Below are 12,527 nucleotides of genomic sequence, written 5' to 3' on the forward strand. Positions count from 1 at the left end.
CGATGGCGAAGCGGCGCAGGTCGATGTCGCGCCCGCCGTCGCGGCCCGTCACGTAGTGGTTGGTGTTGTCGCGGACGCCGTCGCGCAGCGGATGGTTGTCGACGGTCATCTCGTAGTAGCCCATGTCGGCGAGCCACGTGACGACGTCGCGGCCGCGGTAGAACCGGGCGCAGCGGGGCGCGTCGCCCACCGCCAGGTGCACCGTGCGGCCGGCCAGGTGCAGGTCCTCGGCGATCTGCGCGCCGGACTGCCCGGAGCCGACGACCAGCACCTCGCCGTCGGGCAGCTGGGCCGGGTTGCGGTACTGGTTCGAGTGGATCTGCGTGATCGAGCCCGGCAGCTTCTCGGCCATGCGCGGGATGATCGGGGTGTGGTAGCCGCCGGACGCGACGACGACCTCGTTCGCGGTGTAGTCGCCCTCCGAGGTCTGGACCGAGAAGAGGCCGTCCTCGCGCCGCGCGACGCGCGTGACCGTGACACCCTCATGGATCGGCGGGTCCACCTTGGCGACGAAGGCCGCGAGGTAGGCGACGATCTCGTCCTTCTTCATGAACCCGTCCGGGTCCGGCCCGTCATAAGGGTGGCCCGGCAGGTCGCACTGCCAGTTCGGCGTGACGAGGCAGAAGCTGTCCCAGCGCTGCGTCGCCCAGCTGTGCGCGGCGGTCCTCTTCTCGAACACGCGGTGCTCGATCCCGCGCTGCTTGAGGTGGTAGCTCACCGACAGGCCGGCCTGGCCGCCTCCCACGATGACGACCGGGACGTGACGGGGCGTGGAGGTCATGGCGCAAACTCCGTGACGATCTGGGCGAGACGATCTGGGCGAGACGATCTGGGCGTGACGATCTGGGAAGCGGTGCCGGCTCAGGGCTCGAAGGTCTCGACGGTGACCCGGCCGCCGGCGGGCTGCCGCGCCGCGGCCGCCTCGATGCGGGCGAGCTGGTCCAGGGCCGAGGAGCAGGCGAAGCCGTACTTCTCGCGCACCCGCTCGCTCGCGATGGCGAGGGCCGTGCGGGTCTTCTCGACGAAGTCGTCGACGGCGTAGCTCTCGCCCGGCGTGAGGAAGTCCTTCACCACGAGGGAGGGCGAGTAGCAGGCCTCGCGCCGGCCGTCGGGCCAGCGGACGTGGAAGCGCATCTCAGGCATGGATCGGCTCCTGTGGGACGCGGGCGCAGGCCGCGTAGGCGTCGAGGTGGCGCTCCGCGCAGCCGCGCCAGGAATGGGCGGCGGCCCGCGTCAGGCCGGAGGCGCGCAGGCGGGCGCGGGTGTCCGGCACCAGTGCCGCGGCCATGGCGTCGGCGATGTCGTCCGGGTCTGCGGGATCGACGAAGAGGGCGTCGGCCGGCGTCAGGTACTCGGTGAAGGGCGGCTGGCGGGACACGAGGGCGGGCGTGCCGCAGGCCATCGCCTCCAGCACGCAGAGGCCGAAGCCCTCCTTCCAGGAGGGGAAGGCCAGGACGTCGGCGAGCCGGTAGAGCGCCGGCATCTCGGCCTGCGGGACCGGGCCCGTCTCGACGACCGCCGCGCCGGGGCCGACCGTGAGCCCGGCCGCGGACAGCGCCGCCCGGCAGCGGGCGCGGTAGGCCGCGTGGTCGAGGAGCGAGGCGCCGCCGGCGACCACGAGCTGCGCCGTCGGGTGGCGCTGGCGCAGGCGCGCGAAGGCCGCGACGATGCCGGCCGTGTTCTTGCGCGCCTCGAACCCGCCGACGGAGAGGACCACCGGCCCGGCGCCGAGACCCCAGCGCGCACGCACGACCGCATCCGCCTCGGCCGGCTCGCTCCGGTAGGCCGACAGGTCCACCCCGTTCCCGACCACGTCGGCCTCGACGCCGAGGTCGTCCCTGATCCAGTCGCCCCAGGTGCGGCTGACGCAGAGCAGGCGCCGGGCCTCGCGGATCGAGCGGTCCTGCCACTCCGCCAGCACCGGATCGGAGAAGCTGTCGATGTGGTGGACGGTGCGCGCGAAGCCCGGGATCAGGCGCCTGTGCTTCAGGGTCGCGAGGGCGTTGCCGCCGATCCCGTCATGGGCGTGGAAGACGTCGAAGTCGCAGGCGGCCGGCGTCGCGAAGTGGCGCAGGTAGTCCTCGATGCGGGCCCGCACCAGCGCGACGGTGCCGGCGGCCTCGGCGGCCTCGGCGGCCTTGGGGGCCTTGGCGGCCACCGTCACGGTCGGGCAGGCCGCGGCCCGGAAGAAGCCCCGGCCGGTGGGGTCCGGCGCGTGGACCACGGCCTCGTGGCCGAGGGCGCACAGGGCCTCGGCCAGGGAGAGGCAGTGGGCCACGCCGCCGCGCGGGTTGGTGGAGTGGGTCAGGATGGCGATGCGCAGGCCGGTCACGAGGCGTCTCCCGCATCGGTCCGGCCGCACCCGATCAGCGGGCCGGCCGCGAAGTCCCAGACCACGGCCTCTCCGGCGTCCGCGCGACCTCGGACCCGGGCGACCCGGCTCGCGTCCAGCCGGCCGACGGCGGCGGCGGCGATGCCGCGCTCCGCGAAGCGCGCCAGCACGGCCGGCGTGCGGTCGGGTCGGACGCTCACGAGGTAGCCGAAGCTCGGGAAGGCGGTCAGCCAGCGCGCGAGCGGGACGCCGTCGGGGCGCGGGATCGCGTCGAGGTCGATGAGCCCGCCCACCCCCGAGCATTCGAGCAGCATCAGCGCCGTGCCGACGACGCCGGCCATGCTGATGTCCTTGGCGGCGCGGGCCAGCCCGGCCTCGGCGAGTCCGGGCAGCAGCGCGAGTTCGCCGCGCAGGCGCTCGCCCGGGCTGCCGGTCGAGGCGTCCCAGTACGGGTGCGGCTCGCGGAAGCGCCCGCGCAGGTCGATGGCGGCGACGAGGTCGTCGCCCGGCGCCGCGTCGAAGCTCGTCAGCAGGCGCGGGCCCGCCCGGCCGAGCACGGCGACCGCGAGGTTGCCCGCGGCCGCGCGGGTGTTGGTGTGGCCGCCGACCACCGGCACGCCGTAGAGCGCGGCCGCGTCGGACAGGCCGGCCAGGATCGGGTCCGCCGCCGCGGCATCCCGGCTCCAGATCGCGTCGACGACGGCGAGCGGGCGCCCGCCCATGGCGGCGACGTCGCTCAGGTTGACCATGATCCCGCAATAGCCCGCGAAGTACGGGTCGGCGGCCACGAAGCCGTCGAGGAAGCCCTCGATGGCCAGGAGCAGGTGTCCGTCGCCGTCGGGGATGGCCGCGCAATCGTCGCCGACCGGCACCGCGGACGGGCGGCTGCTCAGCCCGAGCCGCGCGACCACGGCGTCGATGTCGCGCTTGTGGGCGAGGCCGCGGGCGCCGCGGATCTGGTGCGCCAGGGCCTGGAGGTCGAAGCCCGCGCTCATCACGCGGCCTTGGCGAGGGTGACGAGCCCGTGCTCGGGATCGTGCATCGGCGGGTAGGCCGCGAGGTCCGCCTGCATCAGGTGGTGCGGACGGCGGTGAAGCGCGACCGTGTCGAGGCTCGTCCAGTGCAGGGCCGCGAACAGCGGCACGTTCCGCTCCTGCACGTGGGCGAGGAAGCGGGTGCAGCCCCTCGCGTGGGCGGAGGAGACCGCGACCTGGATGAGCCCGGCCCCCAGTGCGGCGGTCCCGCGGAATTCCCGGGCGACGGCGAGGCGCGAGCCCCACCACTCGCCGGGACGCTCCGGGACCTCGTGGATGCGCACCGTCCCGACCACGGCGTCGGCGTCGCCGCCGAGCGTCGACAGGGCGCAGATCGGGATGGCGTGCGCGTCGATGGCGTCGCGGTCGTCGTCCGTGAAGATGCCCTGCTCGGCGCAGAAGACCTGCCGGCGCAACGCCGCGCAGGCGCGCCGCTCCCAGGCGCTCGTGGCGAACTTCACGCGAAAGTGGCTCGGCCGGTACGGCGGGACGGGTTCGAGGATCATGCCGCCGCCCCCGCGCGCTCGTAGGTGGAGAGCGCCGAGCAGGCGCCGCAGCGCCCGCAGCCGGCCTTGATGTCGGTCGAGCGCAGGTTGGCGGCGGCCAGCATCTCGGCGAGCGGCTTCAGGACGGCGTGCATGAAGTCCGGGCCGGGGGCCGGATGGCTCTCCAGCGGCGTGCCCGAGATCGGCACGAAGGGCACCACGAAGGGATAGACGCCCAGGCCGACGAGGCGCCCGGCCGTCTCCAGGATGGCCTCCGGCGTGTCGCCCAGGCCGGCGAGGATGTAGGTCGAGACCTGCCCCCGCCCGAAGACCGGAACCGCCGCCTCGAAGGCCGCGTAATAGCGCTCCAGCGGCACGCTCGCCTTGCCGGGCATGATGCGCGCCCGCACCTCGGGGGTGACGGCCTCGAGATGCATGCCGAGGGCGTCGATGCCCGCGGCCTTCATCCGCTCGAACCAGCGGTCGTCGTCCGGCGGCTCGCACTGCGCCTGGATCGGCAGATCCACCGCCGCCTTCACGGCGAACGCGCTCTCGCAGAGCACGGCGGCGCCCCGGTCCGTCGCGTTCGGCGTGCCGGTCGTCATCACCATGTGCTTGACGCCGTCGAGCAGCACCGCCGCGCGGGCGACCTCGGCCAACTGCTCCGGCGTCTTGTGCGCGACGGTCCGACCGGCCGCGAGCGACTGGCCGATGGAGCAGAACTGGCAGGTCTTGGTGCGGCTCGCGTAGCGGATGCAGGTCTGCAGCACCGTGGTGGCCAGGACGTCCCGCCCGTGCAGCACCGCGATCTTCGCGTAGGGCACGCCGTCGAAGGTCGAGAGCGCGTAGAAGCGGGGCTTGCCCGGGAAGGTGGCCTGCCCGATCACCACGCCGTCGTGCTCGATCACCGACACCCCGTTCGCGTCCGGTCGGCGCACCAGGAACGGCGACTCGAAGGCGGTCTCGGTGTGGACCGGCACCATCACGGTGCGGCCGGCGATGGTCATCGCCTTGTGGTCGGAGGGGCCCGCCCCGCCGCGGCGGCTCGGCGCCCCGGCGCGGCTGTCGGCGAGCCTAACGCCGTAGGACTGCAACGCGTTGATCAGGCGCTCCGTCGGCATCCCGACCAGGCCCGCCACGACCGGCGGCACCGGGGGAAGGCTCGTCGGAAGCGGGCTGCTGCTCATGGTCGAGGCTCCGGGAAACGGTCTGGGAACGGATCGGCTGGTGCACGAACGAGGCCGGACGGTCGTCGTGGAGGAGGCTGAGCAGCTCGGGCCGGGCGTAGTGGCCGACCGCGTCCATCATGCGCTTGCGCTTGGTCACCAGCGCGAGGTCCATGTCGGCGATCAGGATGCCCTCGCCGGGGCCGAGCGGGTCGGCGAGGTGCTTGCCCTCGGGCGAGACGATGGCGGTGCAGTTGCCGCCCCGGCAGGCGCCGCGCAGGCGCTCGTCCGGGCAGACCTGCGCCACCTGCTCGTCGGTGAGCCAGCCGGTGGCGTTGACCACGAAGCAGGCCGCCTCCAGGGCGTGGTGCCGGATCGTCACCTCCATCTGGTCGGCGAAGATCTGGCCGACCAGCGAGCCCGGGAACTGGGCCGCGTGGATTTCCTCGTGGCGCGCCATCAGGGCGTAGCGCGCGAGGGGGTTGTAGTGCTCCCAGCAGGCCAGCGCCCCGACGCGGCCGACCGCGGTCTCGACCACATCGAGGCCGGCGCCATCGCCCTGACCCCAGATCATGCGCTCGTGGTAGGTCGGGGTGATCTTGCGGCGCTTGAGCTTCAAGCTCCCGTCGGCGTCGAAGATCAGCTGCGCGTTGTAGAGCGAGCCGTGGTCGCGCTCGTTGACGCCGAGCACGATGACGACGCCGTGGCGGCGGGCGGCGGCGGCGACCGCCTGGGTCAGCGGGCCCGGAACGGTCGGCGCCCGCTCGTACAGCCTCAGGTGCTCCGCGCCCTGCAGCGCCGGGGGCAGCACGAAGGAGAAGTAGGGATAGTAGGGCACGAAGGTCTCGGGGAAGACCATGAAGCGCGCGCCCTTGGCGGCGGCCTCGTCGATCGCGTTGAGCACGCGCTCCAGGGTGCCGTCCGGCCGGTCGAGGTCCGGCGCGATCTGGACGGCGGCGGCCCGCACGATCCGGTTCTCTGACATGGATGATCCTCCGGCTGTGACGGCGGCCGCGTCGGGGGCGGCCGCCGGATGCGACGGGGCCGTCGGCGGACCTGGACGCCCGCTCAGACCGTCCAGGTGTCGATGATCACCGCGTTGTCGCGCTTGTGCAGGAGGATGCAGTCGAGCACGTCGAGGGGGTTGATCATGCGGATGCCCTCGATGAAGGCCGCCTCGCCGTGCCCGTACAGGGCCTGGGTCGAGAACCGGCAGGCATAGACCTTGCCGCCCTCGGCCATGAACTTCTCAAGCTGGTTGTTGAAGTTGAGGTGGCCCGGGAAGGCCTCGTCGCCGAGCCGCGGGAAGCCGCGCTGGACGCCCAGCGTGATGCCCGGGCCGTAGAGCAGGATGGAGGTGTCGAAGCCTTTGCGCTGCAGGCGGGTGGCCTGGAGCAGGTTGACGAGGCCGATGGAGCCCTCGAACGCGACGGTGTGGAAGGTGACGAGCGCCTTCTGTCCCGGCTCCGCCTTCACGTCCTCGAAGACCTTCTCCTCGTAATCGACCAGGAAGTCGCCCTTCTTGTGGGGCTCGCGGTTCACGGCAGGCATGGCTCTCGCTCCTTGATGGCAGGGGCCGCGGCAGGCAGCGCTGCGAACGGCCGCGGGCAGAGCATGGCAAGCGGTGTGCCAATCGACTTCCATCAATGCACCGATCAATGTGGCCTAGAGTAATGCGATCAATAATACGATCAATATCGCCCGCGCGCTGCCCGACATCGATCCATGCGGCTGCCTAACGACAGAGCGGCTGCTGCTCGATTTGGCGCCTGGGCCTGCACGTTCCAGGTTCGGCGATCCGCCGCATTGTATGGATCGACTGATCGGGGCGGAGGGGTCGAGGTTGCGGTATGACAGTTGCTAGCCATACAATTCGACATTGATCGCATGATCGTCGGATACGAGGCAGATGACATCATCGGAGCGGGACGGGCGGCAGGCCTCTCTGGCCGGCGTGACCGGGGCCTGGACGCCGGACCTGAAGCGCTGGGGCAAGCCTCGCTACCGCGCCATCGTCGAAGCCCTGGCCGAGGATGTCCGGACGGGGCGCCTGGCTGCGGGCACGCGCCTGCCGACGCAGCGCGCCCTGGCCGAGGCCCTCGACCTGAACTTCACCACCGTCTCCCGCGGCTACGTCGAGGCGCGCAAGCGCGGCCTGATCGAGGGACGCGTCGGCCAGGGGACCTTCGTGCTCGATCCGGCGCGCCCGGCCCAGGCGGCCCAGGCGGTCAGTCCCGGCGGCCCGGCGCGGACCGGGCCGGTCGACTTCACCATGAACCTGCCGCCCGAGCCCGACGCCCCGGCGCTGCAGGCGCGCATGCAGGCCTCGTTCGCGGAGCTGTCGGGCAACCTCGGCAACCTGCTGCGCTACCAGGGCTTCGGCGGGACGGACGAGGACAAGGAGGCGGCTTTGCGCTGGCTGAAGGGCCGCGGCATCGTCGCGCCGCGGGAGCGCCTGCTGATCTGTCCGGGCACCCACAGCGCCCTGTTCGGCGTGCTGGGGCAGGTGGCGCGGCCGGGCGACACCATCTGCGCCGAGCGCATCACCTATCCGGGCATCCGCGCGCTGGCGGCACATCTTGGGCTGCGCCTCGTCGACCTGCCCATGGACCGGCACGGGGTCGATCCCGACGCCTTCGCGGCCGCCTGCACGAAGGTCGCGCCGAAGGCCCTCTACCTCAACCCGCTGCTGCAGAACCCCACCACGGCGACCTTGCCCCGGTCGCGGCGGGAGGCGGTGATCGCAATGGCGCGCCGCTACGCCGTCACCCTCATCGAGGACGACGCCTACGCGCGCATCTGCCCGACCCCGCCGCCGAGCTTCGCGGAACTGGCGCCGGAGATCACCTACTACGTCGCGGGCCTCGCCAAGTGCCTGGGCGCCGGGCTTCGCCTCGCCTTCCTGATCGCCCCGAGCGCCCGGTCGGCCCTGCCGCTCGGCGGCGCGCTGCGGGCCGCGACGGTCATGGCGTCGCCGATCTCGACGGCCCTGGCGACGCGCTGGATCATGGACGGGACGGCCGAGGCCATCGTGCAGTTCGTCCGCGAGGAGTCCAGCGCCCGCCAACGCATCGCGGCCTCGCTCCTGCCGGCCGGAACCTACACCGCCGACCCGCACGGCTTCCATGGCTGGATCACCCTGCCGGAGGGCTGGACGCGCTCGGCCTTCGCCAGCCAGGGACGGTCGGCCGGGCTCGGCGTCGTCGGCAGCGACCCGTTCTGCGTGGCCGGGACGCCGCCGGAGGCGGTGCGCCTCTGCCTCGGCGGCCCCTCGACCCGGCAGCAGATCACGCACGGCCTGGAAGTGCTCGCCCACGCGCTCGAAGGTTCGCCGGCCCTGGCCTCGTCCTACATCTGAGACGGTTTCCGGGCGATCACCACGGGCCTTGCCCGATGATGGCGGAGAAACCGCAGGGGCCCATCGGATGTCGCGGGGGACACTCGGTGCCGACCCGGCCGTTCGGCGTCGATCCCTGAGGATTTCACCTCGCGAGGGGCAATCGAGTTCTGAGAGCGCTATCCCGGGCCGGCCGAGCCAGGGACGGTGGTGCGCGCCGCCTCGAGCAGTTCGTCGGCCAAGGCCTCGTCGTCGACACCCCGCGCCAGCACCACCGCCCCGACCATGGTCGACAGCGCCACCAGGGCGCGCTGCCGGCGCCGCTCCTTCGAGCTCTTGGGCAGCCTGTCCGCGATGAGGCCGGCGAGACCCTTGACCGCATGGGTGAACCGCGACCGCAGGGCGCTTCCGGACGGCTCCCGACCGACGTCGTTCACCAGGGCGGCGACGGGACAGCCCCGCCCGGGCGTCCGGACATGTCCGAGGGAGAGATAGTTCTCGATGAAGGCGTCCAGGTTCGCTTGGTACTCGGCGCCGATCGCGGCATCGAAAGCCTCGGCCGCGAGGGCGTCCTTGTTGGCGAATTGACCGTAGAAGCCGCCGTGGGTCAGGCCGGCGGCCGCCATGATGTCCACGACGCCGATCCCGTGCAGGCCGCGCTCCCGGAACAGGGAGGAGGCGACCTCGACGACGCGCTGGCGGTTCAGCTTGGCTTGCTCCTGCGAGACCCTGGGCATCCTACCATCCTTCGCCGTTGCGGATGATCATATAGATGTATCAAGTCATGTATTGAAGGACGACCGGTGGGGCGAGCTCCGACGGTTCGATGGCGTGAGGAGAGCGGATCGACCGGCCTGCGCGAGGTGGGCAGGAGTCGCAGGCCGGTCGACGCATCGCACGTTCGGAGGACGAACGCGCGATCCCGGTCGGCCCCGAAGGCGGGGCGTCGAAGGGGTGTCCCGTGTCAGGGTTTGGCCGGCATCGGCACGGCGTGGAGCCCGGAGGCGGCCTCCTTCCCCCGCGGCTCCCGCGCCACCCGGAACCAGAGCGCGTAGAGGGCAGGAAGGAACAGCAGCGTCAGCAGGGTGCCGACGCCCACGCCGCCGATCAGCACGTAGGCCAGCGCCCCCCAGAACACCGAGTGGGTGAGCGGGATGAAGGCCAGCATCGCGGCCGCCGCCGTCAGGATGACCGGGCGGGCCCGCCGCACGGTGGATTCGACGATGGCGTCGTAGTCGGACAGACCCGCCGCCTGGTCGTGATGGATCTGGTCCACCAGGATCAGCGTGTTGCGCATCAGGATGCCCGACAGCGCGATCAGGCCGAGGATCGCGTTGAAGCCGAAGGGCTGCTGAAAGATCAGCAGGGTCGGCGCGGCCCCGACGAGGCCGAGCGGGGCGGTCGCGAACACCATGAACATGGCGGAGAACGACCGGACCTGGATCATGATGACCGTCAGCGTCACGAACAGCATCAGCGGGAACACCGCCGCCAGCGACCTTTGCGCCTTCACGCTCTCCTCGACCGAGCCGGCCGTGTCGATGCGGTAGCCCGGCGGCAGCTTCGCCTTGATCGGGTCGAGCAGCGGGAAGACCTGGGCGTGGATGTCCGGCGGCTGCTTGCCGTCCAGGACGTCGCCCTGGACGCGGATATAGGTCTCGCGGTTGTAGCGCTTCAGGACCGCGTCCTCGGAGCGGCTCTCGAGCCGGGCGACCTGCGAGACCGGCACCTGCCGCCCGTCCTTGGTCGCCAGCGTCAGGTCGCCGATGTCGCCGAGCGAGCGCCGCTCGGGGCCGGGGCTGCGCAGCAGCACGTCGACGGAGCGCAGGTTCTCGCGCACCTGGGTCGCGGGCGTGCCGTTGAGGTAGTTCTGCAGCTGCTGGCCGGCCTCCTTCGGCGTCAGACCGATCAGGCGCAGGCGCTCCTGGTCGAGGGCGAGGCGCAGGTTCGGGGTCTTGTTGCCCCAGTCGAGATGGACCATGCGCATGTTGGGGTTGGAGGCCATCGCCTCGGCCACCTCCGCCGCGATGCCGCGGATGACGTCGAGATCCGGCCCGACCACGCGGAAGGCGACCGGGAAGCGCACCGGCGGCCCGAACACGATCTGCAGCACCCGCACCCGCGCCTCGGGGAAGCGACCCTCGTCCACGAGCTGACGCACCTTCACGCGCAACGCGTCGCGGGCATGGGCGTCGGCGGTCTGGACCACGATCTGGGCGAAGGCCGGATCGGGCAACTCGGGATCGAACGAGAGCACGAAGCGCGGCATGCCCTGGCCGATATAGCTCGTGATCTCCCGCGCCTCCGGCAGCGCCCGCACCGCCGCCTCGATCGCCTTGACGCTGGTCTCGGTGGTGGCGAAGGCCGAGCCCGCCGGAAGGGTGACCTCGACGATGAGTTCGGGTCGCTCCGAGTTCGGGAAGAACTGCTGCTCGACACGGCCCATGGCGACCACCGCGGCGGCGAACAAGCCGACCGTGATGCCGGCCGCCAGCCACTTGTGATCGACGGACATCCGCACGACGCGCCGCAGGCGCTCGTAATTCTTCGTGGCGTAGATGGCGTCGTGTCCGCCCTCGACCCGTCTGATGTTGGGCAGCAACTTCACCCCGAGATAGGGCGTGAACGTCACCGCCACGATCCACGAGACGATGAGCGAGAAGGAGACCACCCAGAAGATGTTGCCGGCGTACTCGCCGGCCGTCGAGGCGGCGAAGCCGACGGGCAGGAAGCCCGCGATGGTGACCAGCGTGCCGGTCAGCATCGGCGCGGCGGTCGAGCTCCAGGCATAGGTCGCCGCCTCGATCCGGTCGTAGCCCTCCTCCATGCGCACCACCATCATCTCGATGGCGATGATGGCGTCGTCGACCAGGAGCCCGAGCGAAATGATCAGGGCGCCCAGCGTGATGCGGTCGAAGTCGCGGCCGGTGAGCATCATCACCACGAACACCGCCGAGAGCGTCAGCGGCACGGCGAGCGCCACCACGATGCCGACGCGGAAGCCGAGCGCGACGAGGCTGACGAAGATCACCACGCCGAGGGCGGTGAAGAACTTCACCATGAACTCGTGGATGGCGTCGTCGATGACCTTCGCCTGATCGGTGATCTTGGTGAACGTGATGCCGGCGGGCGTCTCGTGGTGGATGGCGACTTCCTCGGCGTTCAGCGCTTGGCCGAGGGTGAGGCCGTTGAAGCCCGGCTTCATCACGAGGCCGAGCATCAGGGCCGGCTCGCCGTCGTTGCGGATCTCGAAGGTCCTGGGGTCCTCGTAGCCGCGCCTGACCTCGGCGATGTCGCCCAGCTTGAGGCTGCGGTCGCCGGCCGCCACGGGCAGGTTGCGGATCGCGTCCAGGCTGTCGATGGCCCCGTCCAGGCGCAGGTAGACGCGCGGTCCGGCGGCCTCGACGAAGCCCGCGGGCGTCACGTCGTTCTGGTTGGCCAGCGCGGCCAGGAGCTGCTGGCCGTTGATGCCGAGGGTGGCGAGGCGCTGATAGGAGATCTCGACGAAGATCTTCTGGGCCTGCTCGCCGAGGATGTTGATCTTCTCGACGCCCGGCACCCGCAGCAGGCGCTGGCGCAGGTCCTCGGCGCGCAGGACCAGCTGGCGATGCGGCAGGCCCCTGGCCTGCACCGCGTAGAGGGCGAAGTAGATGTCCGAGAACTCGTCGTTGAACAACGGCCCGAGCACGCCGCGCGGCAGGCTGGCGGCCTGGTCGGACAGCTTCTTGCGGGCCTGGTAGAACTCCGACGGGAGCTTCGACGGCGGCATGTTGTCCTTGAAGATGACCTTGGTCGTCATCAGGCCGGGCCGGACCGTCGTCTCGGTCCGGTCGTAGTAGACGAGTTCCTGCAGCCGCTTCTCCAGCGGGTCGGCGACCTGGCGCTGCATCTCCTCGGCGGTCGCGCCCGGCCAGGCGGCGGAGACCGTCATGACCTTGACGGTAAAGGCCGGGTCCTCGGCACGTCCGAGCTTCTGGAAGGCGAAGACGCCCGCGCCGGTCAGCGCGATGAGCAGGAAGAGCGTGACGGCCCGCTCGCGGACCGCCAGGGCCGAGAGGTTGAAGCCGCTCATCGCCCCACCCCCGTCATGCTGGAGGGCGCCTGACGCACCTTCTGGTCGGCCTTCAGGAGATGGGCCCCCAGGGCCACGATCCGGTCGCCCGGATCGAGGCC

11 protein-coding genes are annotated in these 12,527 nt (G+C 71.6%); 1 reads left to right on the top strand and 10 read right to left on the bottom strand.

Annotated features, from left to right (window positions below; translation table 11 throughout):
* The 8 genes from MFF42_RS03300 to MFF42_RS03335 all read right to left on the bottom strand — a co-directional run.
* The coding region (locus tag MFF42_RS03300) for an NAD(P)-binding domain-containing protein (RefSeq protein WP_238254490.1) at nucleotides 1-781 on the bottom strand (781 nt) is incomplete at its 3' end.
* Nucleotides 782-861: 80 nt separating this feature from the next.
* A complete protein-coding gene (locus MFF42_RS03305) occupies nucleotides 862-1,143 on the bottom strand; it encodes an MSMEG_0570 family nitrogen starvation response protein (protein ID WP_238254491.1) in 282 nt (93 codons plus the stop codon).
* Nucleotides 1,136-2,332, bottom strand: a complete 1,197-nt coding sequence (locus tag MFF42_RS03310) for an MSMEG_0565 family glycosyltransferase (protein ID WP_238254492.1) — start codon at nucleotides 2,330-2,332, stop codon at nucleotides 1,136-1,138. Before MFF42_RS03310 ends, MFF42_RS03305 begins: the two co-directional genes overlap by 8 nt.
* On the bottom strand, nucleotides 2,329-3,327 hold the full coding sequence (locus MFF42_RS03315; RefSeq protein ID WP_238254493.1) for a sll0787 family AIR synthase-like protein: 999 nt from the start codon (nucleotides 3,325-3,327) through the stop codon (nucleotides 2,329-2,331). Before MFF42_RS03315 ends, MFF42_RS03310 begins: the two co-directional genes overlap by 4 nt.
* A complete protein-coding gene (locus MFF42_RS03320; RefSeq protein ID WP_238254494.1) occupies nucleotides 3,327-3,872 on the bottom strand; it encodes an MSMEG_0567/Sll0786 family nitrogen starvation N-acetyltransferase in 546 nt (181 codons plus the stop codon). Before MFF42_RS03320 ends, MFF42_RS03315 begins: the two co-directional genes overlap by 1 nt.
* A complete protein-coding gene (locus MFF42_RS03325; protein WP_238254499.1) occupies nucleotides 3,869-4,972 on the bottom strand; it encodes an MSMEG_0568 family radical SAM protein in 1,104 nt (367 codons plus the stop codon). Before MFF42_RS03325 ends, MFF42_RS03320 begins: the two co-directional genes overlap by 4 nt.
* A complete protein-coding gene (locus MFF42_RS03330) occupies nucleotides 4,926-6,002 on the bottom strand; it encodes a Nit6803 family nitrilase (RefSeq protein ID WP_238254495.1) in 1,077 nt (358 codons plus the stop codon). The genes MFF42_RS03325 and MFF42_RS03330 overlap by 47 nt, the downstream gene beginning before the upstream one ends.
* An 83-nt stretch (nucleotides 6,003-6,085) precedes the next feature.
* Nucleotides 6,086-6,568: an MSMEG_0572/Sll0783 family nitrogen starvation response protein gene (locus MFF42_RS03335; protein WP_012452016.1), complete on the bottom strand. Its 483-nt coding sequence runs from the start codon at nucleotides 6,566-6,568 to the stop codon at nucleotides 6,086-6,088.
* 358 nt (nucleotides 6,569-6,926) lie between these two features.
* Here MFF42_RS03335 and MFF42_RS03340 point away from each other — a divergent pair, with 358 nt between their 5' ends.
* Entirely contained in the window at nucleotides 6,927-8,375 is a 1,449-nt protein-coding gene (locus MFF42_RS03340; RefSeq protein ID WP_238254496.1) for an aminotransferase-like domain-containing protein, read from the top strand.
* A gap of 158 nt (nucleotides 8,376-8,533) precedes the next feature.
* On the opposite strand, the gene MFF42_RS03345 is transcribed toward MFF42_RS03340, so the two are convergent.
* Together MFF42_RS03345 and MFF42_RS03350 are read right to left on the bottom strand one after the other, a co-directional pair.
* Complete coding sequence (locus MFF42_RS03345) at nucleotides 8,534-9,091, bottom strand: TetR family transcriptional regulator (protein ID WP_238254497.1); 558 nt, start codon at nucleotides 9,089-9,091, stop codon at nucleotides 8,534-8,536.
* Between the two features lie 227 nt (nucleotides 9,092-9,318).
* A complete protein-coding gene (locus MFF42_RS03350) occupies nucleotides 9,319-12,426 on the bottom strand; it encodes an efflux RND transporter permease subunit (RefSeq protein ID WP_238254498.1) in 3,108 nt (1,035 codons plus the stop codon).
* Between the last annotated feature and the right edge of the window lie 101 nt (nucleotides 12,427-12,527).

The organism is Methylorubrum podarium (assembly GCF_022179745.1).
Taxonomy (GTDB): domain Bacteria; phylum Pseudomonadota; class Alphaproteobacteria; order Rhizobiales; family Beijerinckiaceae; genus Methylobacterium; species Methylobacterium podarium.